This is a genomic window from Streptomyces sp. NPDC051563, assembly GCF_044454225.1.
Lineage (GTDB): Bacteria > Actinomycetota > Actinomycetes > Streptomycetales > Streptomycetaceae > Streptomyces.
The window spans coordinates 64,479-86,155 of record NZ_JBITDL010000025.1 but is presented as its reverse complement, the minus strand read 5'-3'; the positions used below and the strand labels follow the sequence as shown (position 1 = coordinate 86,155).

General features: G+C 73.0%; 23 protein-coding genes. 8 read left to right on the top strand and 15 right to left on the bottom strand.

Annotated elements, in window-relative coordinates:
- The first annotated feature begins 407 nt into the window (after window positions 1-407).
- The gene (locus tag ACIA8F_RS27640; RefSeq protein WP_399382712.1) at window positions 408-1,364 is read left to right on the top strand and encodes a hypothetical protein; all 957 of its coding nucleotides are present in this window, start codon (window positions 408-410) and stop codon (window positions 1,362-1,364) included.
- Between the two features lie 241 nt (window positions 1,365-1,605).
- Here ACIA8F_RS27640 and ACIA8F_RS27635 read toward each other — a convergent pair whose 3' ends face one another.
- Window positions 1,606-3,438, bottom strand: coding sequence for an AMP-dependent synthetase/ligase (locus ACIA8F_RS27635; RefSeq protein WP_399382710.1), 1,833 nt, complete (start codon window positions 3,436-3,438; stop codon window positions 1,606-1,608).
- A 119-nt stretch (window positions 3,439-3,557) separates the two neighbouring features.
- On the opposite strand from ACIA8F_RS27635, the gene ACIA8F_RS27630 reads away from it, so the two are divergent.
- Window positions 3,558-4,574, top strand: a complete 1,017-nt coding sequence (locus tag ACIA8F_RS27630) for an AraC family transcriptional regulator (RefSeq protein WP_399382708.1) — start codon at window positions 3,558-3,560, stop codon at window positions 4,572-4,574.
- A gap of 92 nt (window positions 4,575-4,666) precedes the next feature.
- On the opposite strand, the gene ACIA8F_RS27625 is transcribed toward ACIA8F_RS27630, so the two are convergent.
- The 4 genes from ACIA8F_RS27625 to ACIA8F_RS27610 form a co-directional block, all read right to left on the bottom strand.
- Entirely contained in the window at window positions 4,667-5,227 is a 561-nt protein-coding gene (locus ACIA8F_RS27625; RefSeq protein WP_399382707.1) for a hypothetical protein, read from the bottom strand.
- Window positions 5,228-5,412: 185 nt separating this feature from the next.
- On the bottom strand, window positions 5,413-5,796 hold the full coding sequence (locus ACIA8F_RS27620) for a hypothetical protein (RefSeq protein ID WP_399382706.1): 384 nt from the start codon (window positions 5,794-5,796) through the stop codon (window positions 5,413-5,415).
- Window positions 5,793-6,275 carry a DUF6232 family protein gene (locus tag ACIA8F_RS27615; RefSeq protein ID WP_399382788.1) on the bottom strand — a complete coding sequence of 161 codons (483 nt, stop codon included), beginning with the start codon at window positions 6,273-6,275 and terminating at the stop codon, window positions 5,793-5,795. The genes ACIA8F_RS27620 and ACIA8F_RS27615 overlap by 4 nt, the downstream gene beginning before the upstream one ends.
- A 225-nt stretch (window positions 6,276-6,500) precedes the next feature.
- Window positions 6,501-7,163 carry a DUF6232 family protein gene (locus ACIA8F_RS27610; RefSeq protein WP_399382704.1) on the bottom strand — a complete coding sequence of 221 codons (663 nt, stop codon included), beginning with the start codon at window positions 7,161-7,163 and terminating at the stop codon, window positions 6,501-6,503.
- A gap of 413 nt (window positions 7,164-7,576) precedes the next feature.
- On the opposite strand from ACIA8F_RS27610, the gene ACIA8F_RS27605 reads away from it, so the two are divergent.
- Entirely contained in the window at window positions 7,577-8,776 is a 1,200-nt protein-coding gene (locus ACIA8F_RS27605; RefSeq protein WP_399382702.1) for a lipase family protein, read from the top strand.
- A 28-nt stretch (window positions 8,777-8,804) separates the two neighbouring features.
- Here ACIA8F_RS27605 and ACIA8F_RS27600 read toward each other — a convergent pair whose 3' ends face one another.
- The 8 genes from ACIA8F_RS27600 to ACIA8F_RS27565 all read right to left on the bottom strand — a co-directional run bounded on the left by ACIA8F_RS27600 (window position 8,805) and on the right by ACIA8F_RS27565 (window position 17,401).
- Window positions 8,805-9,350 (bottom strand): hypothetical protein, encoded by a 546-nt coding sequence (locus ACIA8F_RS27600; protein ID WP_399382701.1) that lies wholly within the window; start codon window positions 9,348-9,350, stop codon window positions 8,805-8,807.
- Window positions 9,351-9,443: 93 nt separating this feature from the next.
- Window positions 9,444-11,018 carry an alpha/beta hydrolase gene (locus tag ACIA8F_RS27595; protein ID WP_399382700.1) on the bottom strand — a complete coding sequence of 525 codons (1,575 nt, stop codon included), beginning with the start codon at window positions 11,016-11,018 and terminating at the stop codon, window positions 9,444-9,446.
- Window positions 11,019-11,476: 458 nt separating this feature from the next.
- Window positions 11,477-13,339, bottom strand: a complete 1,863-nt coding sequence (locus ACIA8F_RS27590; RefSeq protein WP_399382787.1) for an AMP-dependent synthetase/ligase — start codon at window positions 13,337-13,339, stop codon at window positions 11,477-11,479.
- A 314-nt stretch (window positions 13,340-13,653) separates the two neighbouring features.
- Window positions 13,654-14,688: a hypothetical protein gene (locus ACIA8F_RS27585; RefSeq protein WP_399382785.1), complete on the bottom strand. Its 1,035-nt coding sequence runs from the start codon at window positions 14,686-14,688 to the stop codon at window positions 13,654-13,656.
- A gap of 112 nt (window positions 14,689-14,800) precedes the next feature.
- Entirely contained in the window at window positions 14,801-15,151 is a 351-nt protein-coding gene (locus ACIA8F_RS27580) for a hypothetical protein (RefSeq protein ID WP_399382698.1), read from the bottom strand.
- A 323-nt stretch (window positions 15,152-15,474) separates the two neighbouring features.
- A complete protein-coding gene (locus ACIA8F_RS27575; RefSeq protein ID WP_399382697.1) occupies window positions 15,475-15,645 on the bottom strand; it encodes a hypothetical protein in 171 nt (56 codons plus the stop codon).
- 126 nt (window positions 15,646-15,771) lie between these two features.
- Window positions 15,772-16,647, bottom strand: a complete 876-nt coding sequence (locus ACIA8F_RS27570; RefSeq protein WP_399382695.1) for a helix-turn-helix domain-containing protein — start codon at window positions 16,645-16,647, stop codon at window positions 15,772-15,774.
- A gap of 340 nt (window positions 16,648-16,987) precedes the next feature.
- Window positions 16,988-17,401, bottom strand: a complete 414-nt coding sequence (locus tag ACIA8F_RS27565; RefSeq protein ID WP_399382784.1) for an ATP-binding protein — start codon at window positions 17,399-17,401, stop codon at window positions 16,988-16,990.
- Between the two features lie 158 nt (window positions 17,402-17,559).
- Here ACIA8F_RS27565 and ACIA8F_RS27560 point away from each other — a divergent pair, with 158 nt between their 5' ends.
- From ACIA8F_RS27560 to ACIA8F_RS27550, 3 genes are read left to right on the top strand one after another with little or no spacing between them, the layout of a single operon-like run.
- Window positions 17,560-18,417: a helix-turn-helix domain-containing protein gene (locus tag ACIA8F_RS27560; RefSeq protein ID WP_399382694.1), complete on the top strand. Its 858-nt coding sequence runs from the start codon at window positions 17,560-17,562 to the stop codon at window positions 18,415-18,417.
- Window positions 18,414-18,617 carry a DUF397 domain-containing protein gene (locus ACIA8F_RS27555; RefSeq protein WP_399382693.1) on the top strand — a complete coding sequence of 68 codons (204 nt, stop codon included), beginning with the start codon at window positions 18,414-18,416 and terminating at the stop codon, window positions 18,615-18,617. The genes ACIA8F_RS27560 and ACIA8F_RS27555 overlap by 4 nt, the downstream gene beginning before the upstream one ends.
- A 9-nt stretch (window positions 18,618-18,626) precedes the next feature.
- Window positions 18,627-18,848 carry a hypothetical protein gene (locus tag ACIA8F_RS27550; RefSeq protein ID WP_399382691.1) on the top strand — a complete coding sequence of 74 codons (222 nt, stop codon included), beginning with the start codon at window positions 18,627-18,629 and terminating at the stop codon, window positions 18,846-18,848.
- Window positions 18,849-18,856: 8 nt separating this feature from the next.
- Here the strand turns inward: ACIA8F_RS27550 and ACIA8F_RS27545 are convergent, their stop codons facing one another.
- The gene (locus tag ACIA8F_RS27545; protein ID WP_399382782.1) at window positions 18,857-19,579 is read right to left on the bottom strand and encodes a GNAT family N-acetyltransferase; all 723 of its coding nucleotides are present in this window, start codon (window positions 19,577-19,579) and stop codon (window positions 18,857-18,859) included.
- A 104-nt stretch (window positions 19,580-19,683) separates the two neighbouring features.
- Between ACIA8F_RS27545 and ACIA8F_RS27540 the strand changes: the two genes are divergently transcribed.
- The gene (locus ACIA8F_RS27540) at window positions 19,684-20,262 is read left to right on the top strand and encodes an O-methyltransferase (protein ID WP_399382689.1); all 579 of its coding nucleotides are present in this window, start codon (window positions 19,684-19,686) and stop codon (window positions 20,260-20,262) included.
- Between the two features lie 29 nt (window positions 20,263-20,291).
- Here ACIA8F_RS27540 and ACIA8F_RS27535 read toward each other — a convergent pair whose 3' ends face one another.
- Window positions 20,292-20,990, bottom strand: coding sequence for a DUF6461 domain-containing protein (locus ACIA8F_RS27535; RefSeq protein ID WP_399382687.1), 699 nt, complete (start codon window positions 20,988-20,990; stop codon window positions 20,292-20,294).
- A 77-nt stretch (window positions 20,991-21,067) separates the two neighbouring features.
- Between ACIA8F_RS27535 and ACIA8F_RS27530 the strand changes: the two genes are divergently transcribed.
- Window positions 21,068-21,508 (top strand): hypothetical protein, encoded by a 441-nt coding sequence (locus tag ACIA8F_RS27530; protein ID WP_399382685.1) that lies wholly within the window; start codon window positions 21,068-21,070, stop codon window positions 21,506-21,508.
- The last annotated feature ends 169 nt before the right edge of the window (window positions 21,509-21,677 follow it).

Genomic DNA, 21,677 nt, shown 5'->3' with positions numbered 1-21,677 from the left:
GTGCGGGTCGCGGCCCGGGTACCGGGCCAGGTCGGCCGGCGGGGTCTCGGTCCCGAAGACCTTGAAGGCGACGGCGCACGACTCGGCCGCGGCCGCCTCGCTCGTACGGAGGTAGTCCGGGTCGTCGCTCCGGCGCGCCCGCAGCTGCGGCGGAGCCGTCGAGGTCCGTACGGACGGCCTCCCTGGTCAGTGGCGCCCGCGGTGGGGCCGTTTGTGCAGGTCGGCGTGGGTTTTGGTGGGGGCCAACCGCCGTGACAGTCCGGTGACATGGAGCAGACACTTCGCCTACACAGGCTCCGTAATTTTCTTCTTGCAGCCCCGCCAAGCCCCGACAGTCGAAAGTCCGTCCGGCAGAGGAGGTGCCGTGCCTCTTCCCTCATCCGCCCTTTGCCATCACGGAGTACTCCATGTCGATCCGCACCCGCTCCCGCCGTCAGACCCTCCTCCGCTCCGCCGTCGCCACCGCCGCCCTCGCGGGGGCCCTGTTCGCGCCGGGCACCGCCTTCGCGGCCGACGCACCGAAGGCCGACGCCCCCAAGGCGGACGCCCCCAAGACCGTGGCTCCCAAGGCCGATGCGGCGGGGCAGGGGCTGGGCGGGGAGCTCGTCAAGCACCTGGTCCTGGCCAACGGCACCAAGGCGGACCTGTGGCAGCGGGGCAAGGGCTCGTACTGGCTGGACGTCTACAACGAGAACAGCAGCCAGCTCGGCAGCCTCCGCGTCGGCGGTCAGGGTGAGCAGGCGGAGGACGGCGACCAGATCGCCGGCATGTGGGTCGTCCTGAACGGCAAGGGCCAGGTCCAGTCCTGGAAGAACCCGGGGTCCGGGCGCTTCGCGCAGGGCGGCAGCGAGACCCGGCAGGGCTGCACGGTGACCCGGCACATGTCCACCCCCCTCGTCGGCGTCAGCCTGGAGATCTCCAACGGCCCCGCGGGCCCGGTCGCGAAGCTCATCGACGCGAAGGGGTCCCGGACCCTCGCCACGCTCACCCCGGCCAACCCGGTCGGCCTGGCCGGCGGCGTCCGCATCAAGGAGGCCTGGGAGCCGACGGCGCGTCAGCTTCAGGTGCACGTCGCCGACGGCGTGGTCCCGTGGCTGGGCGTCAGCTTCCCGGCCCCCCTCAAGGACTGCGGCGTCAAGCCCTCCACCCCGGCGGCCAAGCCCTCCGCCGCCCCGAAGCCCGCGGTCTCCGCCCACGGGGGCGCGCAGACCGTCGTGGTCCCCAAGGGCGGCGTGGCGGCCGGTGCCGAGGTGGCCGGCTCCACCAACAGCACGTCCGCGTGGATCGCGGCCGGAGCGGGTTCCGCGGTGCTCGGCGCCGGCGGTTTCCTCCTGCTCCGCCGCCGCTCGGCCCAGCAGCGCTGAGCTCCCGCTCGGCCCGGCAGCGCCGGGCCCAACCTGCCGCCCCCGTGAGGCCCCCCGGCCTCACGGGGGCTTCCGGGGTGCTCCGGGGGCTCCTGGCGGCTTCCGGGGGCTTCGGCCCGTCCGTAAGCCGGCTGGGAGGGATGCCACGGGGGTGCGACCCTCGCAGCCACCGGCCGGACCGGCCGGCCAGCGGCCCCCGGAGCACCCTGGCCCGCCCGGCTCCGCTACCCGCCCGGCTCCGCTACCCGCCCAGCTCCGCTCCCCGTACGGCCCGCTCCCCGTACAGCTCCTCGATCTCGTGCGCGTACCGCTCCGCCACCGCCCGGCGGCGGAGCTTCAGGGTCGGGGTGAGGGTGCCCGCCTCCACGGTGAACTCCCCGGGCAGGACGCGGAAGGCGCGGACGCGGGCCGGGCGGGAGACCGTGGCGTTGGCCGCCTCGACCGCTTCCGCGACGAGGGCCCGTACGGCGGGGTGCTCGCCGGGGGCGGCCGGGTCCAGGGTCACCGCTTCGCGGGCCGCCCAGGCGGCGATCTCCTCCGCGTCCAGGGTGATCAGGGCGACCGGGTGCGGGCGGCGGTCGCCGATCATGACCGCGCGCGAGACGTAGCGGGAGCGCTGGACGGCGAACTCCAGCTCGGTGGGGGTGATGTTCTTGCCCGCCGAGGTGATGATCAGCTCCTTCTTGCGGCCGGTGATGGAGAGGTAGCCGTCCTGGTCGAACTCCCCCAGGTCACCGGTGTGCAGCCAGCCGTCCGGGTCGAGCGCCTCGGCCGTGGCCGTGTCGTTGGCGTGGTACCCGGGGAAGATCATCGGGCCGCGGGCCAGGACCTCCCCGTCCTCCGCGATGCGGACCTCGCAGCCGGCGATCGGGCGGCCCACCGATCCGTAGCGGATCCCGTCCGGGTGGTTGAGGCTGATGACCCCGCCCGACTCCGTCATGCCGTAGCCCTCGAAGACCGTGATCCCGCAGGCCCGCAGGAAGTCGAGGGTGGCCGGGGCGATCGGGGCGCCGCCCGTCAGCGCCCATTTCAGGCGCCCCCCGAAGGCACCCCTGACCAGGGAGTACAAAGTCTTCTCGGCAGCCTCGTACGCGGGGCGGTCCGCGTCCGGAAGGCGTCCCTCCGAGGCCAGCACCCCGAGGCGGACCGCCTCGGCGAAGCGGCCGGTGCCGCCCTCCTGGGACTCGGCGAGGGACAGGACCACGGAGTGCAGCTTCTCGAACAGCCGCGGTACGGACGGCAGATGGGTCGGCCGGGCCTCGGCGAGCTCCCCGATGACGTCCTCGATGCGGCCGCCGAAGTAGCAGAGCTCCCCGCCCTCCAGGAGAGTGGTGAACTGGATCAGCTGGGCCAGCAAGTGGGCGAGGGGGAGGTAGAGGTACGTGGAATCCCCGGGACCGCCCTTGATCAGGGGGAGGGTGGCGTCCTGGATGGCGCCGAGGTTGGCGTGCGTGAGGCGGCACCCCTTGGGCAGGCCGGTGGTGCCCGAGGTGTAGACGATGGAGGCGTCGGCCGAAGGGTCCACCGCCGCGGCCCGGGCGAGGAGTTCGGCTTCCGGCGCCGGGCCGGGGAGGGCGCGCAGCCCGTCCATCTCCACCACCGCGCGCAGCCCCGGGAGCTTCGGGCGCAGCGCCTCCACCCGCGCCGCCTGCGCGGGGTCGTCGCAGACGGCCACCACGGCGGCGGAGTCCGACAGCACCCAGGCGAGCTCCTCCTCCCCCGCCGTCGGGTACACCGGCACGAGGACGGCCCCCGCGGCGAGGACCCCGAAGTGGGTGTACGTCCACTCCGGGCGGGTCTCCGCGAGCACCGCGACGCGCTCACCGGGGGCGACCCCGAGCCCCAGCAGTGCGCACCCGGACTCCCGTACCCGGGCGCGCAGTTGACCGTAGGAGACGGTGTCCCAGCCGCCGGGGCCTGCGCCCTTGTGGCGCAGGGCGGTCTCGGCCGCGTACCGCTCGCCCGTCCACTCGGTGAACACCGCCAGCGTGCGCGGCCGCACCGCGCCGCCGGCCTCGCTCCCGCTCATCGGGCCCATCGGGCTCACCGGGTCCATCGGGTCCATCGGGCTCATCGCGCTCGCCTCCCCCTCGGGTCGTACCGATGACGCTAGGCACCGCAGAGGCGTCCGCGGCATGACCGGAAGCGTCACCCCCGCTGACCTCAGCGCTCATTGCGGCTACCGTCGGACCCATGGGGAGGCGGACGGTCACCGTGCACCACGTGCGTGCCGTGCTCGCGGGGGCGCGCGGCAGCGGGCTCGACACCGTGCCCCTGCTCCAGGAGGCGCAGATTCCGCCGCTGCTGCTGGGCGACGACCGGGCCCGGGTCACGCCCGCGCAGTTCGCCCGGCTGTTCCGGGCGCTGTACCGGGCCACGCAGGACGAGTTCCTGGGCCTGTCGACCGTCCCCAGCCGGCCCGGGACCTTCGCGATGATGTGCAGGGCCGCGCTGGGCTGCCGCGATCTCGGGGCGGCGGTGGAACGCTCCGCGACCTTCTACGGGCTGTTCCCGGGCGGGCCGGAGCTGGCGCTCGAAGTCGAGGGCGGGCAGGCGTGGTTCGCGGTGCGCAACGAGTTCGCGCGGGACGAGGAGCGCTTCCTCACCGAGTGCGTGCTCGCCATCTGGCACCGGCTGAGCAGCTGGCTGATCGGCCGGCGCATCCCCCTGGCCCACGCCTCCTTCGCGTATCCGGCGCCCCCGCACGAGGAGGAGTACGAGCTGCTCTTCGACTGCCCGGTCCGCTTCGGCGAGGCGCGCACGGGCGCGGCCGTGGCCTTCGACGCGCACTGGCTGACGGCACCGCTCGTACGGGACGAGGCCGCGCTCGACGCGATGCTGCGGCGGGCCCCCTTCGACCTGCTGTCCCGGCCGGCGTACGGGACCACGGTCGCGGAGCAGGTCCGCCGGACCCTGACCCAGGCCCTGCACGGCTCGCCGCGGCTGCCGGAACTGGGCGAGGTGGCGGCGCGCCTGGCGGTGTCCCCGGCGACGCTGCGGCGGCGGCTCCAGCAGGAGGGCACGTCCTTCCAGCAGCTGAAGGACCACGTGCGGCGTGATGCGGCGATCGCCGGCCTGGCGGAGAGCCGCGAACCCATCGCGGAGCTGGCGGCCCGGCTGGGCTTCTCGGAGGACACGGCCTTCCACCGCGCCTTCCGCCGCTGGACGGGCACCACCCCGGGGGCGTACCGCATCGCGTCGGGCGGCTGAGGCGCGCGCCGGCGCCGGCGGGCCGGGCCTCTCCAGCCGGGCGCGCCGGGACTAGCGAGTCGCGCCCGGGACCTGGAGGGCCGCGCCCGGGACTAGCGGGTCGCGCCCGGGACCTGGAGGGTGAACAGGCCGCATTCGCAGCCGCCGTTGCCGGTGGCGCAGGAGCCCTTCGGCGTCGTGGTGACCGGCGCCTGGGCGGCCGGGGCCGGGGCGGAGCAGCCCGTGGGGGCGGCTTCGGCGCAGGTGTTGCCGGCGCAGGAGCGGCAGGCGTTCATCTCGCAGCTGCGGCAGGCGGAGGCCGGGGCGTTGCAGCCGCGGCAGGCGCTGACGGCGCACGTGGCGCAGGCCGCGCCGGCCACGTCGCAGGAGGTGCAGGCGTTCATCTCGCACGCGGTGCAGGCGGTGGCGGGGGCGGTGCAGCCGCGGCAGGCACTGACCCCGCAGGACACGCAGAGCTGCGTACCGCTGCCGCAGCCGCCGCGTTCGGTCCGCTCGCCGCAGGCGCAGGCACGGGCTCCGCGGGTGCCCGGGGCGGACCGGCCGTCGCGGCGGACCGTGCCGGTGTCGGCGACGCGCAGGGCGGTGCGCAGGGTGGGGGCGGGACCCCGGTGGATGACCCGACGCTTGGCCGTCTGTCGCACTGCCGCGTTCATCTGGTGCCTCCTGGGCGGGGTGGGAATCGCTTTCCGAGGCGGACTCTAACAATTAACTCGTATATGAATGCAAATCGGTACGATAGAAGAAAGGCTTGCCTTCCCTAAGAAGGCAAGCTTTTCTTGGCGATTGGGCGAGCCATTACCCACTCTGGATCCATTCGATTAGCAAATGGATGGTGCGACTAGGCCCAGCCCAGCAGCTCCAGGAGCCGGCCCACCGCCTCGATGATCGGCCGCCCGACCTCGCCCGCGAGGGTGGCCAGGCCCAGGACGGCCATCAGGGCTCCGTGCCGCGCCTCCGGACCGCTGTCCGGGGAGACGATCACCGGCAGGTTGGTGTCGATGGTGCCCGCACCGGCCGGGGTGACCTGCGGGCGGAGCTCCAGGAGCAGCCGCTCCAGCTGCTGGATCGCCTCCTGCGGGGTAGTGGGTGCCACCGGCTGGCCTCCGATGGTCGGGGACTGGTTCTTGACGATCCCGATGTTGCGCTCGCCGTTCACGGTGACGTTGTCGCCGTAGTGGTACGAGGTGCTGCTGCCCTGGCCGCCGGCACTGTCCGTCGTCATTTCTTCACCACTCCGATGTTTCCCGAGCCGTTGATGTTCGCGGTGTCGCCGACGTGGACGTAGTGCCCGATGTTCACCGTCGGCTGGGCCACGTAGAGGGAGAACTCCCTCTCCGGGTGTTCGATGGCGTCGACGATCCGCGCGACCAGCCTCCGCAGCTCGGCCCGGTCCCCCAGGGTCACCACCGCGCTGGGCGCACCGGAGGTTTCCACGCTCATGACGTACAGGTCGGGCTTGTTCAGCCGGCGCACGAGGGCCGAGACGAGAAAGGCCACCGGGACGGCGGCGGCGAGCATGCCGGGCGGGTTGCCGGCCCTGCTGAACGCCACGAAGAGCACCACCAGCAGCAGGATCCACGGCAGGAAGGTGGCGACGGCCTTCTTGCGGTCCGGACTGAGCACGAAGGTGTGCACCCGGACGACGTTGTGCAGCGGATAGACCGCCTCCCCCACCCACAACAGGCGGTTGCTGACCCGCAGTACGAGGTCGGGTGCGGCGAACTCCTCCGTACGCGACTTCGGTTGGGGGGGTCGGATCCGGCACCCACAGCGGGGTCAGCGGCGGCGGAGGCTGGAAGGACGCCTGCTGCGACGCCTGCTGCGACGGCTGGGGCGGTGGCTGCTGCGGCGGTGGCTGCGACGACTGGGACGGAGGCTGGTGGGACGGAGGGTGGTGGGGTTGCTGCTGCGGGAGCGGCGGTACCGTCACGTCCTCACCACCCCGGTGTTGCCCACGCCGCCGTAGACGTTCACGTTGTCGCCGAGGTGGTAGCTCTTCAGGTTGATGTCCACCCGGTCCATGCGGAGGGAGAACTCCGTCTCCGGGTGGTCGATGGCGTGCACCACGTGCTGGACGACCGCGTCCAGCTGGCTCGCGTCCGGCATCGTCACCAGCGCGAGCGACGCACTGGCCACCTCCACGACCATGACGTGCAGGTCCGGCCTGCTCAGCCGGTAGACGAGCAGGACCACGAGGGCGATCCCCCCGATGAACCCGACGCCCCACAGCGCCTCGGCGGTGGAGCCCGCGCCGTCCTCGTAGCCGTAGTCGCCGTACGAGGAACTCGGGCCGTCGTCGCTGAACTGCGCCAGCAGGGCGCAGAACACGGCCAGGACGGCCCCCCAGATCAGGAACCGGACGACGGCCTTCGCCCGGTCGGGCGTCAGGACGGCGGTCTGCACGCGCACGATGTTGTGCAGCGGATAGGCGGCGGGCCCCACCCACAGCAGCCGCCTGCTGATCCGCAGCTGGACGCCGCGCGCCCCCGCGCTCGGCGGCAGGGGCGGGAGGGGCGGCAGGGCCGCCTGCCGCGGTGGGTGTGCGGGTGGTGGTGGCGGTGGTGGTGCTGCGACCCCGTTGGATTCCATGGCTCCCCCAGTCGAACGCGCAGCCGACGGAGACTGCGCGGGGAACCATTAAGCACCCGGACCCCCGACTGCGTAAGCGTCAATTACTCGTCAACTCATCATTGGGCAAAGTGAGTTGAGATCATTCGACCTTCCGGCGGGATCGTCGCCGCCCCGGCATCGCCGCCGCGATCGCCACAACTCCCCCACATGGCGCGTCCATGCCCAGCCCGCTGGTCCGCATGGCTGAAATCCGCCCGGCGCGGCGCGCGTTCGTCCCGCATCCGCGGTCACGGCGACAAGGTGAGCGGCGCGGCAGGGATGCGGCCCCGGGTCAGGAAAGCTGAGCTGTGCGGTCAGCGACGTTCCTACCGGTCGGTCACTACCTTCTCCTCACCTACCACCCCCACCCGGACCCTTGGGAGAGCCGCCCCATGCGCATCCGAAGCTCAGCACTCGCCGCAGTGGCCGCCCTGGCCCTCTCGGCCGCGATCCCCACCACCGCCACCGCCCAGGCCGCCACGCAGGCCGCCGCCCAGGCCACCACGCAGGCCGCCGCACGAGAAGGGGCCGCAGCCCGCCCCGGCGACATCGTCAGCAGTGCGCCGTCCGCGTTCCACCCGCTGCCGGGCCAGCCCACGAACACCAAGGCCTGGAAGATCCACTACAACTCGACCACCGCCGACGGAGCCCCGAACGTGGTCTCCGGCACCGTCATCGTCCCGCAGGACGGCCGCACCGGCCCGCGCCCCCTGATCACGTACGCCGTCGGCACCGTCGGCATGGGCGACTCCTGCGCGCCGAGCAACAACCTCCCGTACGGCACCGCCCTGGAGGCCAACCTCATCCAGCAGCTCACCCTGCGCGGCTGGGCCGTCGTCGTCACCGACTACGAGGGCCTCGGCACCCCCGGCGTGCACACCTACACCGTCGGCCCCTCCGCCGGCCACGCCGTCCTCGACGCCGCCCGCGCGGCCACCCGCCTCCCCGAGGCCGGGCTGTCCGCCACGACGCCCGTCGGCATCATGGGGTACTCCCAGGGTGGCCAGGCCAGCAGCTGGGCGGCCGAGCTGCAGGGCTCGTACGCACCGGAGTTGCAGGTCAAGGGCACCGCGACGGGCGGCGTTCCGGCCGACCTGCTGAAGGTGGCCGACTTCAACAACGGCTCCTACGGCTCCGGCCTCATCTTCATGGCCGCCGCCGGCCAGGACGCGGCCTTCCCGGAACTGAAGCTCGACTCCTACCTCAACCCCGCGGGCAAGCTCCTGGTCGGCGCCATGAAGGACAACTGCGTCGCGATCGACTCCATCGCCGGCTCCTTCAAGCGGATCTCCGACCTGACCACCCGCAACCCGCTCGCGCAGCCCGACTGGCAGGCCCGGCTGAACCAGAGCAAGCTCGGGCGCACCGCCCCGGCCGCGCCCGTGTACCAGTACCACGCGCTCGGCGACGAGCTCATCCCGTACGCCGTCGGCAGCCGGCTGCGCTCCGACTGGTGCGCGCGGGGCGCGAACGTCGAGTTCGACACCATCTGGATCGGTGAGCACGTCAGCGGGGTCATCACCCAGTCCCTGGCGGCGGGCAACTGGCTCGCGGACCGCTTCGCGGGCCGCTCCGCACGCCCCAACTGCTGACCACCCGGCCATCCGGCCTGGCGGGCGGCTACTTGCCGGCCAGGCCGAGGTTGGCGCCGGAGCGCAGGTCCGGGAAGCCCTGGGCGAGGACGGCCCCCGCCGCCAGGCACGCCTGGCGGTCCGGTGCGTCCGCCGGGTTCTTCGCGCAGCCCAGCTCCTGATACCTGACGGCGGCCTTCTGGACCTTCTGCGCCGCCGAGGTCAGCGTGGCGAACCCCGGACGGCCGCCGATCGTGGTCAGGGCAAAGGCCGCGTCCTCGTCCGTCGCCCCGGCCGCGTCCGCGCACTCCTGGGTGAACAGCCTGGCCGAACCCGCCGAGCAGGGCGATCCGCTGCCGGAGCCGAACCGGTCCTCGTCCAGGGTGAGTCGCGCCCCCAGAAGGGATTTGACCTCCTCGGCGACGGCCGCCTTCCCGGACGCCGGGGCTCCGGAGGCGCCCGCCGAAGGGGCGGCCTCCACGCTCATACCGCTGCCCCCGGCACTGCCGTCGATGCCGTCACCGCCACCCGCAGCGGCGTCACCGCCACCGCCGCCGCCACTGCTGCACCCGGCGAACAGTGCGATCCCGGCCACGGCGCCGCAGGCTGCCCACCACACCTTTTTCCGCACCACGCGTCGTTCCCCCCACCGTCGGACATCGAGCGCGTCACCCTAACCCCGCACCGATCAGGAGTCCCCGGCGGGGCAGGAGCGCGTCCCGGAGGGCAGCCGGCCGTCGATCAGGAAGTGGTCCACGTACCCCTGTACGCAGCGCGAGGCGACGTACCCGGTGTGCCCGTCGCCCTTGTAGTCCACGATCACGGTGTTGCCGAGCCGCTTCGCCGTCTCCTCCGTCCACTCGTACGGGGTGGCCGGATCCCCGCGGGTACCGACGAGCAGGATCCGCGGGATCCCTGCGGGGCGGTCGATGCCGCGGATGAAATCGGTGCCGGCCGGGCGCCCGTAGCAGGCCAGCGCCGTCATCAGCTGACGCGGCCCGAAGATCGGCGAGGCGGCCAGGAAGACCGGCTGGAGCGCCTCCAGCTCCTGCGCGACGGCCACCGGGGAGGCCTTGGCGTCGCCGCGGTCCGGGTCGTCGGCGCAGTTCACGGCGACGAGCGCGGCGGAGGCGTTGTCGGGGGGCACGGCGACGGCCCCGGCGACCTCCTCGCGGGGCGGCGGCGGCTCCTGCGGACCGCCGAGCTGCATCAGCCCCACCGGGTCCCCGTTGCGCACGACCAGGGCGAGCGCGTCCGCGAGGTCGGGCCACGCCTTCTGCGAGTACAGGGCGACCCCGATGGCGTCGGCCACGTCCTGCCCGGTGAAGCGCAGTCCGCCCTCGCCGGTCAGCGGGGTTGCGTCCAAGCGGGTGACGAGGGCCCGGACCTTCTCCTTGGCGGTACGGGTGTTCGTGCCGTAGACGCAGTCCTGCCGGTGGGCGCACCAGACGAGGAAGTTGTCCAGGGCCCGCTGCTGGCCGACCGCCGACAGCAGGGCCTGCTCGGCGAGCGGCTCGGTGAGGGTGTCGACCCCGTCGAGGACCATGCGGCCGGTGCGGTGCGGGAACAGGGCGGCGTAGACCGCGCCGAGGCGGGTGCCGTAGGAGAACCCGAGGTAGTCGAGCCGGTCCTCGCCGAGGGCCTGGCGCAGCAGGTCCATGTCGCGGGCCACGCTGACGGTGCCGACGTACGGGAGCACCTGCCCGGAGTCGAGCGCGCAGCGCTGGGCGACGGCGCGGAGGGCGGCGAGCTCGGCGGCGGGCCCCGCGGGGGCCGCGCCTCCCTCCGGGGCGCTTCCGCCGCAGGTGACGGGGGCGCTGCGGCCGACGCCGCGGGGGTCGAAGGCGACGAGGTCGTAGCGCTTGTTGAGCTCCGCGAAGGCGTTGGGGTCGGTGGCGAGGGTGGAGACGCCGGGGGCGCCGGGGCCGCCGAAGTTCAGGACGAGGGAGCCGATGCGTTTGGCGCGGGGGCCGGTGGCGGGGAGCTGCGCGAGGGCGATGCGGACCGTGCCCTTGGCGGCGGCCCTGCCCTTGGCTTCGTAGTCGAGCGGCACGGTGAGGGTGCCGCAGCGCATGCCGTCGGGCACGGGCTTCTCGGGGCACGTGCCCCACTCGATCCCCGTGGGCGCGGGGGCCCGCCCGGGTGCCGGGCCCGGCGCAGCGGCGAGCAGGGCGCCGGCGGCCAGGGCGGTGCCGAGGGCTCCGGCGGCTATTCGGGTACGAGCCCGCGCAGCCGAGCGGGCTCCGGAACGGGAACGGTGCACTGCACCCTCCTGGAGCGGCCCCCCGGACCAGTGAGCCCCACCCTAAGCGCGCCCCCCGCCCCCCCGCCCCGCGAGCCGCTCACCCATCCGGCCCCTTGACGCCCGAGCCCGACACCGCTGCGCGGGGCCTGTCCCCTACCCGCCCTTCGCCCGTTCCCCGGGCTCCGCCCGGACCCCTTCTGGGGCTCCGCCCCGGACCCCGCTCCTCAAACGCCGGAGGGGCTGGATTGTGCCGCTGCGCGGCACACCCCCCCGCCCCGCCCACCCCCCCCCCACCCCCCCCAACCCCCCCCCCCCCCGGCGTTTGAGGCGCGGGGGCCCGGGGGCTGGCCCCCGGCAACGGCGCCGCACCCGGCAACGGGTCCGGGCGCAGCCCGGGGAACGGTGGAAGGGCGGGTAGGGGACCCAGCCCCGCAGGGCCCACCACGCCGGCGGCCGGGGCCGGGGGGCCGGAGGGCTCAGGCCCCCCGGTACAGGGAGTCGATCTCCCGTGCGTAGTCCCGCGCGACCGCCCCCCTCTTCAGCTTCAGCGAAGGCGTCAAGTGCCCCCGCTCCTCCGAAAAGTCACCCTCCAGCACCACGAACCGCCGGATCGACTCCGCCCTCGACACGAGCCGGTTCGCCTCGTCCACCGCCCGCTGGAGGTCCGCCCGCAGTTCCTCGTCGGCCACCAGCTCCCTGATCGGCACGCCCACCTTCTTGTGCATCTGCCGCCAGTGCTGGAGCCCTTCCGGTTCCAGGGTGATCAGCGCGGTGACGTAGGGCCGGTTGTCGCCGACGACCATGCACTGGCCGACCAGCGGGTGGGCCCGTAGCCAGTCCTCCAGGGGGGCGGGGGCCACGTTCTTGCCGCCGGAGGTGATGATCAGGTCCTTCTTCCGGCCGGTGATCGTCAGGTACCCGTCCTCGTCGAGCTCCCCGATGTCCCCCGTGGACAGCCAGTGCTCGCCGCCCACCGCCACCCCGCTGTTCCAGTACCCCGCGAACACGTGCGGCCCCCGCAACAGCACCTCCCCGTCGTCGGCGATCCGTACCGCCGTCCCGGGCAGCGGCCACCCGACCGTGCCCAGCCGGGGCCTCAGCGGCGGGGTGACGGTCGCGGCCGCGGTCGTCTCGGTGAGCCCGTAGCCCTCGAAGACCTCGATGCCCGCGCCCGTGTAGAACGCGGCGAGGCGCCGGCCGAGCGGGGAGCCGCCGCTGAGGATGTACCGCACGCGCCCGCCCAGCGCCGCGCGGATCCGCCGGTACACGAGCGGTTCGTACAGGGCCCGGGCCAGCCGCAGGCCCAGCCCGGGCCGCTTGCCCTCGGCCAGCTCGCCGAAGCTGCGGGCGATGCGCGCCGCCCGGTCGAAGGAGGAGGCCCGGCCCATCGTCTCGGCGGTCGCCCGGGCGGTGTTGTAGACCTTTTCCAGGACGTACGGGATCGCCAGCAGGAACGTCGGCCGGAAGGCGGCCAGGTCGGCGAGGAGGTCCTCGCCGCGGATGCTCGGCGCGTGTCCAAGCTTCACCCGCGCCCGCATGCAGCCGACGGCCACCATCCGGCCGAAGACGTGCGACAGCGGCAGGAAGAGCAGGGTCGAGGCCGGGTCCTTGCTGACCGACTTGAAGACGGGGTGCAGCAGCTCCACCGAATTGTCCACCTCGGCGAAGAAGTTGGCGTGCGTCAGCACGCACCCCTTGGGCCGGCCCGTGGTCCCGGAGGTGTAGATCAGCGTCGCGACGGACTCCGGCGCGCATCCGGCCCGCCGGGCCGCCACGACCTCGTCGGGCACGTGCTCCCCGGCCTTGACCAGCCGGGCCACGGCCCCGGTGTCGAACTCCCAGAGGTGGCGCAGCCAGGGCAGGTTGGCCCGCTCCGAGCTGATGATCCGCGCCTGTGCGGTGTCCTCCACGGCGCAGGCGACGGCGCCCGAGTCCTGGATGATCCAGCGCGCCTGGATCGCGGAGGAGGTCGGGTACACCGGTACGGTGATCAGCCCGGCCGCCCAGCCCGCGAAGTCCAGCAGGGTCCACTCGTAGGTGGTCCGCGCCATGATGGCGAGCCGGTCGCCCGGCCGCAGCCCCTCGGCGATGAGCCCCTTGGCGACTGCCTGCACCTCGCGGGCGAACTCGGCGGCCGTGACGTCCCGCCAGGTCCCGTCCCGTTCCTTGCGGGCGAGTACGGGTTCCCGCGGCGCCTCCCGGGCATTGTCGAAGGGGATGTCCCCGAGGGACCCGCTGACCGGCACCGGTGCGAGCGGGGGCACCCACACCTGGCGGACCCGCCCCTCGACCACGGTCTTCACGGGCTCGACGGGCTTGGGGGAACTGACGGCCCTCACCAGGCTCGATTCGGCGGTCACGGCGTGCCTCCCTTGCCGGACGGAGTGTTACCGCCGGTAATTTACTCAGCGGTAACCACTCCTGAACACCCTTGTGCCCGGCCTTTCACCGTTGCTCCACGCCACGCGGCCCACACCCGCACTCCATGGGCACGAAAACCGCCCCGCCCGGATGCCAATCGGCACGGTCCCGTGGTGGCCGAGGGTGGCGCTGCGCCAGTGGCTGTGGACCTGGGCGGATGGCGGCAACGTCTGGGACGAGGCGCTGGCACAACCCGATTAGGGGCTGACCGGTGGCCGTCAGGCCATCGCCCTCAGGCGCCCTGGTTCCCGTACCCGCGCATCCGCAGGGAACGTACGGCGGGCAGCCCGATCAGGGTGTGCTCGAAGGCCCACTCGTGAGGTGTCAACGGGTACCAGGGGAACGACGGCAGGGGGTAGTCGTCGCGCAGCACCCCCGGCGGAAGCACCCCCGTGGCGGGCATGGGCGAGGTCTCGCCCGGGTGGACGAGGTAGGCCCAGATCCCGCTGTCCAGCGGCACCACGGCCCCGTCGTCGCCGGGCGGGCGCCAGGCCGCGCCCGTGAGGGGGTGGCGGGGGACGAGGAGGACGTCGGGGCGGGGTCGGGGCGTACCGATCCCCGGGCCGGCCAGCCCCACCGACCGGCCACCGGGGCCGACGGGGAGGTACCGGGCGACCGCGTGGCCGAGCAACTCGGCGACACGGCCGTCGGGAAGGGTCACGGGACTGCCGCCGGTGGCCACCACCAGGTGGGCAAGCGCAACCCCGACCGCCGCCTCCCAGCGACGGCTCCACGACCCGTCGGGTTCGACGGGCGGCACGCGGTGTTCGGCGCGCTCCAGGTCGTCCCAGCCGGGAGGCGGAACGGCGGGGAGCCCCGAGGGGCACCGTACGACCGCTTCGGGCTCCAGCCAGACCGTCTGCCACGATCCGCAGTCGTCCACACGGGTCGCCACGGCCCGCCCGCACCCCTCGCAGGCCAGGTTGGGACCGGCCCGCCCGTCCACTCCCCGGCAGTAGCCCTCGCACTTCTCCGGTATCAGGGCCATGGACCGGGAGTCACCGGGGGCGATGACGATCCTGTTCCGCGCACCGAAGGAGACGAAGTACGCCGGTGCGTACACGTCCTGGCGGGCGGCCAGCTCCTCGCCGACCTCCTCCCACGACCGCCACGGCGGTCCGGTGGGCCGGGGGTCGACGGCGTAGGCCGCGGGCTCCATCAGGGCGGGGTGGAGTTCCTCCCACCCTCCGTGGTGGGTGTGGACGGGGAGAGCGATCCGGGACACCGGCGCCGTCAGCTCCGTGCCGCACCCCGCGCACGCGAACACGTCCAAGCAGTTTCCCCTCGCCCCGGTTCCCCGCGGATTGTGTCCCGCGCCGGGGGGCGGTGCCACTGGATTTCGGCTTCACCGGATGTCGGCCTGGCCCAGGCTCGATGCCTCAGCCGCCGTTCCAGACCGTCACCGCGACTTCGAACTCGGCGGGACCGGGCACGGCGGTGACCGTCAAGTAGCCGAGGCGGCCGTTCTGCGTCCTCAGGCAGGCCATGTCCCCCGGCTGGACCGCGAGCGAGCGCCACGCCAGCAGCCCCTGCTTCGCGGCGCAGTCCTGGTAGCCCGGCGGCTTCACGCCCTCCCACGCCAGGATCGCGTGCCCCTCGATCTCGCCGGGGTGGCAGTCGCACTCCAGGCCGAGATCACCGAGGACCGCGTTCGAGGGCGGCACGCTGTCCAGCCACCAGCCGACCGGACCGCCGTTGCTGTAGAGCAGCAGATCTCCCGTCCAGCGCACCTTCGGAACCTGGGCCGGTTTCGACGGCTTCGGCGGGACCGGGACGCTCGACGAGGCCGGAGGCGCGGGGGAGGCAGAAGGTGGCGGATCCGTGGGCGACGGATGCCCCGACGCCGAAGGAACGGACGGGGGCGCGGCGGCGTCGCTTCCGGCGCTCTCCCCCTGACCGGCCTCGTTGTGGTCGTGACCGGCGCACTCGGCGCCACTGCTGCAGTTGTTCTGCGTGCCGATCTCCGTACCACCGCATCCCGCCAGAGCGAGAGCCAGCACAGCGCACGCCGCCAGCGCGGCACCTCTGACGGCCCCCGGTCTCCGTGCCCGCATCACCCCTTCCCGTTGATGTCGTGACCCGCGCACTGGGATGAGTTGCTGCAGTCGTTCTTGACGGCACCCTTGTCGGAGTTCGCAGTAAGGAACATCGCCGCCGCGGTGATCAGCGCGGCAACGATCGTGCCCATCACGGACAACACGGCGATCCACTGATTCCTGGTCAAACTGGCCACTATCCGTCCTCCCCCTCAGCGACTCCCCACGAGAAGAGCACTGTTCGAAACGCATCCGACGCGCGAATGGTTCCGTAATTCCCTTACACGAAGGGCGAGTTCGGGGATCAGCCGCCCTCAGGCGGCCGCCGCTGCCTCGGCCGGCGGGCAGGTGCGGCAGCGGCCCGGCTCGGGCGCTCTGAAGGCCCGGTCGCAGCCGTCGCAGTTCTGGAGCGGGTCCGGCCGCCGCCAGTCGCCCGCCACCCCCGCCGCCCCCGCTGCCAGCGGCCGCACCGGAGGCAGCGGCGGCGGGAGCAGGGCACGGAGCCGGTAGTCCAGTACGGAGGCCGCGTTGCGCAGCGGCTCGGGGAGCCCGGCGGACAGTGCCCGCTCGATGCCGTCGGGGTCCACCCCGCGCTCCAGCCAGGCCGATACGGCGGGCGCCAGCCGCGCGATGTCGCGCTCGGAGAGCAGCAGCCGGGGGTCCCGGCGCCGCAGCCCGGCGAGCACGGCGACCGCCTCGGGTTCGGGATCGCGTTCGGGATCGCGTTCGGGTTGCGACTCAGGTACGGGTACGGGTTGCGACTCAGGTACGGGTACGGGCGCGGGTTCGGGCTCCGGAGCGGGCACGGGCGCGGCGGTCGGCTCCGATTCCTGCTCCTGCCCCTGCCCTTGCTCCCGCTCCTCGACGGGCTCCGCCACGGGCTCCCCCTCCGGCGCCGGAGGCGACGAAGGTGTGTGCGGCGGGCCGCCGGAGGAGGATCCGGGCTTGTTGTACGAGTAGGTCCGCGTCACGACCCGCCCGTCCTCCAGGCGTTCGCGGCGCCGCGCCAGGTAGCCGTGCCGTTCCAGCTCCCGCAGGGCGGTACCGAGCCGGATCTCCCCCTCCGGGAAGCGCTCGGCGAGCGCCTTGATTCCGACGGGCGCACCGTCGGGCAGCGACTGAATGTACGCCGCGACCCCGATCGCCGTCGCCGACAGCTCGCGGTGCTGGAGGAGGTGGTTGCCGATCACCGTGTAGTGAGTCGCGTGCCACGTGTTGACGTGGATGACACCGGATCGGGGGGTCCCGGCCCGAACTCGGGTCGATGCGCGCGAGGGCGCGCTAGGGTGCTCAAGAGCCATGGGGAAGGTTGTGCTTCCTGCTTGGTCAGGCCCTCGACCGGGATGCCAGTCCCGCCGGGGGCCGTCTCATGTCTGGTGTTGTTGTCGGGGCGAGCATATGCCCGGCAACCAGTCTGAAATCCAGCCCAGTTGGCACAGTTCACCCGACCGAGCGACGAGGTCCGCGAGCGGGCCGGACGCGGACCGGTTGGGTTGGGTTGGTTGGTTTTTTCCACCGGTTCTTTGGTCTTTATGCGTCGCGCGCCGCCGGACCGCGGAGCCCCGCGACCCGGGTGCCGAGGCGGACCTCCGCCCACACCACCTTCAGCGGCGCCGGCCCCTCCCGTACCCCCCAGCGTTCCGCGAGCGCCTCGACCAGCGCGAGCCCGTGCCCCGCGTCGCGGATCCCCGGGATCCGGTCACTCCGTGCGTCCGCCACCTCGATGAGGAGCCGGCCGGGGGTGACGGTGAGAGCCAGCCGGAAGTCCCGCCCCGGGACCCGCCCGTGCGTGATGGCATTAGCCACGAGCTCGGCGGTGATCTGCGCGGGACCCTCGAAAGGGAGCCCCCAGGCACGGAGTTGCTCGACGGCGAGCATGCGGCCGAGGCGGGCGCCGCGCGGGGTGGCGGACAGCTGGACGTGGAAGTCCATGAGTTGAGTCATCACGTCACTCAGCGTGGCCGTCCGTGCGTACCGTGAGAAGCCGCACCAGCCGTACGTCCCGGGTTTGTCCGGCGCTTGTCCGGCCCTGTCCGGGCTGTCCGGCACCGCCCGACGGGTACGGGGCGCGGAGGACATCGGCTCGTCGGAGGTGGGCGCGCATGAGCGTGGACAGTGACGGTACGGAAGACGCGGGCTGGGACGTCGATCCCGAGGACGAACAGGGCGTGGCGGTGCTCTCCGCGCTCGGTCGTCAGCTCAAGGCATGGCGCGAACAGGCGGGCATCCGCGCGGCGGACTTCGGCCTGGCCATCGGATACGGGGAGGACCAGGTCCGCAAGGTCGAGGGCGGCAAGCGGATCCCGCGCCCCGAGTACCTGGACAGGGCGGACGAGGCCCTGGGCGCGGGCGGGAAGATCGCCGCGATGAAGGAGGACATGGAGACGGTCCGGTACCCGAAGAAGGTCCGAGACCTGAAGAAGCGCGAGAGCAAGGCCGTCGAGATCGGCACGTACAACAACCACAACATCTATGGTCTGTTGCAGACCGAGGAGTACGCACGGGCACTGTTTCGGACATCGCGCCCCGCATACACGCCCGACGAGATGGAACGCATGGTGTCCGGCCGCATGTCACGCCAGTCCATCTTCCAGCGGTCTCCCGGACCAGCGCTTAGCTTCGTCCAGGAAGAGGTCACGCTCCGCCGCCCGATCGGGGGCACAATGGTGCTTCGCCGACAACTCGAACACCTCTTGGAGGTAGTCCGGTTGCCGAACATCGAGTTCCAGGTGATGCCAACGGCCCGTGAGGACCATGCCGGCATGGAGGGGCTGATCGAGCTCCTGAAATTCGCCGACGGGTCGGCAGTGGGCCGCGCTGAAGGGGCGTTCTACGGACGCCCGGTCTCCGATCCCAAGCAGCTCCGAATCCTTGAGCTGCGCTATGGCATCATCCGAGCTCAGGCACTCACGCCCCAGGAATCACGGGCCTTCGTCGAGGAACTGCTGGGAGAAACATGATCCACCACCCCGAGTTGGACTGGTTCAAGAGCAGCTACAGCAGCAGCAGCGACGGCAACGACTGCGTCGAGGTGGCCCAAACCCCCTCCACCATCCACGTCCGCGACTCCAAGGACATCCACCAGCCTCACCTCACCCTCAACCCCCACGCCTGGGCCGACTTCGTCGCCTCGCACGCCCTTCCAGCGCTTCGTTCCTAGACTCCGCGCATGGACATCGTCACGTGCACCCAGTGCTCCGCCACCGGCCTCGAAATGGGGCTGCTGGACGACGCCTCCAGCCCCAGCGGGTTCACCCGCTGGGTCGAGGGCGAGCTGCGCACGGGGGCGTTCGGGCGGTTCATCAAGGGGAGGAAGCGGTTCCGCGTCGAGGCCGCCCGCTGCCCCCGGTGCGGGCACCTCGAACTGTTCGCCACCCAGCCCAGCGGCTGACCCGCGTATCAGGCGATCTCGATGCTGAACTGAGCGCCCAGTTCCTCGAAGCCCAACGCCGCTGCCACCCGCCGGGAGGCGGGCGGGCGGGCGCGCCACTGCGGCAGCAGCCCGGCGGCGAGGGCGTGGGCGACCGCGGCCGAGCCCGTCACCCGCGCCAGTCCGTGCCCCCGCGCCTGCGGAGCCGTCAGCACGCCGACATGGGCCACCTGCCCCGGCCAGGTCCGGAATCCGGCAGCGGCGACCAGCCGGCCGTGCCCGTCGCGTACGGCGAACACCGGTGAGGTGATCTCGTCGAGCGCGGCCTCACCCGCGTCCTCGGGGCCGGCCGCCCGCTCCAGGTCCCGTACGTTTGGATGACCGGCCGCCAGCCGCTCCACTCTCACCGCATCCGCCTCCACCGGCCGGAACCCGGACGGGGACACGTACGCCAGCGCCGCCGGCCCGAGCACCCGGGCCACCGGCAGGACCTCCCGTACGGACACACCATCCACGACGGCCTCCACCGGCAGCCCCTCCAGCGCGGCACGCACCAGCCCGGCCGCAGCGTCGTCCGGCGCGGTCACGAGCGCCGAGCCGCCCAGGGCCACCGCCCCGACCCAGCCGGCCGGACACAGCCCGGACCGCGGAGAGACCACCACCCGCACACCGCCCGGCGGCGGCGCGCACGCCACCGGCACCCCGGCCAGTTCCTCCCAGACCGCCCGGGCCCGCACGACCAACGGAATCACCAACGGATCCACCGTCACCCCCCTCCCCCGATCCTGCCCCCGCGGGCAGCCGCCCGCCGGGAATTCGGTTGGCCCGGCGGCCACCGTCCTCGCATCATCTCGGCATGGACGACACCCCGTACCAACTCCCAGTTCCCCTCACCGCGTTGCGCGCCAAGGCCGCCGAGGCGGGTTTCACGCTGTCCTGCGAGGACCGCACCGGCAGCCTCCTCGCGGTGCTCGCCGCCGCGCGGCCCGGGGGGCGGATCCTGGAGCTCGGCACCGGTGCGGGCGAGGGCGCCGCCTGGCTCCTCAGCGGCATGGACGGCGGCTCCCGCCTCACCACCGTCGAACTCGACGACACCGTCCAGGCCATCGCCCGGGAGGAACTCGGCTCCGACCAGCGGGTGACCTTCGTGGCCGGGGACGCCGGCGCGTGGCTGGACGGCTTCGAAGGTGCGCCCTTCGACCTCGTCTTCGCGGACACCTGGCCGGGCAAGTTCACCCACCTCGACCGGGCCCTGGAACTCGTGGCCCCCGGCGGGATCTACCTGATCGACGACCTGCTCCCCCAGCCGGGCTGGCCGCAGGAGCACGCGGCCTCCGTCGTACGCCTCCTGGCCGAGCTGGACGGCCGCGAGGACTTCCGCTGCGTCCGCCTGTCCTGGGCGAGCGGCCTGCTGATGGCGGTCCGGGTCACCTGACGCGTCCGCCCCCCTATCCCCCTCCCCACCTACCCGGCGGACTCCGCGAAGACCTCGCCCGTCACGTACACGGCGTCCCTCAGGAGCTCCTCGGTCACCCGGACCCCCGGGAGCCGCTCGGCGAGCGCGAACACCGCAGCCTTCTCGTCGACTCCGGGGTCCGGGTCACCCGACGGGTTCAAGCCGAGCTCGCTCAGTGCGCCGTTCAGCTCGTCGGGGGTGCTGCCGGCGCGGTCCGCCGGGGACTCGAAGGTCAGCCTCAGCTCCCCCGCCTCGTACCAGTGGAAGAAGTCCATGGGCTTCCCGCCGTTGCTCGTGTGCGAGACGGCCCGCGATCCAGCGGACAGGGCCTCCATGAACCGCGGCCGCGTGCCCACGTCCCCGCCGAACTCCATCACGAGGGTCCAGTCCCCTCCCTCGCCCGGCACGGCGAAGGCTCCCGCGAGGAAGGAGTCGGGCGAGTACCCGTATACGTCGAGGAGCTCGTCGTGCGCGGAGACCAGGCCGTCGAACCCTTCGCACACGTCCGCCGGTTCGGCACCCACCACCTCCAGCACCCGCGCCGGCGCGAGGCCCCGTACCAGCGTCAGGGTGTACCCGCCCTCCAGCGCGTACGCGAACAGCGAGGGCGAGGCCCGTATCCAGCCGTAGTCGGCCGCGGTGGCCGGGGCGCGGGAGGCGCCTGTGCCGCGGGGAGCGGGTGACGCATGAGAAGTGGCTTCGGTCATGCGCCGTATTCTCTCCGCGCCCACTGACAGCCGGGAGCAGGCTGTGCAGGGGTGGGCCCCTGTGGTGGGATGCGGACATGGAGGCCGTGCTGACCAGCTTGATCGCCGTCTCGGGAACCCTGCTGGGTTCGATCATCACCCTTGCCGTGCAGCGCCGGACGAGTGCGCAGGCGGAGGTCTTCGCCCGTTCCCGGCAGCTGCGGCAGGAACGCCTGACGACTTACAGCGCCTACGCGGGAGCGGTGACGGCCCTCAAGCAGGCCACGGTCGCCCTGTGGTTGCGCCTGCAGGAAGCTCCCGACGACCCCGGGACCCATGAAGCCTTCGCCGAGTGCGACCGGCTCGGCGCCGCCGCGGAGAACGCCCAGTTCCAAGTCCGCCTGCTCGCCAAGGAGCCCGCGCTCGTGGCCCTCGCCGTCTCGGCCTTCGATGCCGTGGGCCCCTGCGCACGGCATCCACCCCGGCCGAACTGGCCCGCCGCGAGCAGGACCTGCTGGACGCCCTCAACGCCTTCATGACCGCGGCCACCACCCAGATCCACTGATCCGTTGATCCAGTAGCCCAGTAGCCCGGTGATCCGCTGATCCCGCCGGCCCATTGACCCGCAGACACCATTGCCCCGCGGACGCACCGCAGCCCCCGCCCGGACGGGGGCGGAGGCTGCGGTGGGTGTGCGGGGTGCGGTGC

Excerpts from the sequence above, each read along its gene's own strand:
- ACIA8F_RS27635 (WP_399382710.1), bottom strand. The coding sequence starts at position 3,438 with ATGAGCCCGATGGACCCGATGGACCCGGTGAGCCCGATGGGCCCGATG.
- ACIA8F_RS27535 (WP_399382687.1), bottom strand. The coding sequence starts at position 20,990 with ATGACCGAAGCCACTTCTCATGCGTCACCCGCTCCCCGCGGCACAGGC.
- ACIA8F_RS27640 (WP_399382712.1), top strand. The coding sequence starts at position 408 with ATGTCGATCCGCACCCGCTCCCGCCGTCAGACCCTCCTCCGCTCCGCC.
- ACIA8F_RS27625 (WP_399382707.1), bottom strand. The coding sequence starts at position 5,227 with ATGAACGCGGCAGTGCGACAGACGGCCAAGCGTCGGGTCATCCACCGG.
- ACIA8F_RS27560 (WP_399382694.1), top strand. The coding sequence starts at position 17,560 with ATGAGCGTGGACAGTGACGGTACGGAAGACGCGGGCTGGGACGTCGAT.
- ACIA8F_RS27605 (WP_399382702.1), top strand. The coding sequence starts at position 7,577 with ATGCGCATCCGAAGCTCAGCACTCGCCGCAGTGGCCGCCCTGGCCCTC.
- ACIA8F_RS27555 (WP_399382693.1), top strand. The coding sequence starts at position 18,414 with ATGATCCACCACCCCGAGTTGGACTGGTTCAAGAGCAGCTACAGCAGC.
- ACIA8F_RS27620 (WP_399382706.1), bottom strand. The coding sequence starts at position 5,796 with ATGACGACGGACAGTGCCGGCGGCCAGGGCAGCAGCACCTCGTACCAC.
- ACIA8F_RS27550 (WP_399382691.1), top strand. The coding sequence starts at position 18,627 with ATGGACATCGTCACGTGCACCCAGTGCTCCGCCACCGGCCTCGAAATG.
- ACIA8F_RS27630 (WP_399382708.1), top strand. The coding sequence starts at position 3,558 with ATGGGGAGGCGGACGGTCACCGTGCACCACGTGCGTGCCGTGCTCGCG.
- ACIA8F_RS27565 (WP_399382784.1), bottom strand. The coding sequence starts at position 17,401 with ATGACTCAACTCATGGACTTCCACGTCCAGCTGTCCGCCACCCCGCGC.
- ACIA8F_RS27540 (WP_399382689.1), top strand. The coding sequence starts at position 19,684 with ATGGACGACACCCCGTACCAACTCCCAGTTCCCCTCACCGCGTTGCGC.
- ACIA8F_RS27610 (WP_399382704.1), bottom strand. The coding sequence starts at position 7,163 with ATGGAATCCAACGGGGTCGCAGCACCACCACCGCCACCACCACCCGCA.
- ACIA8F_RS27530 (WP_399382685.1), top strand. The coding sequence starts at position 21,068 with ATGGAGGCCGTGCTGACCAGCTTGATCGCCGTCTCGGGAACCCTGCTG.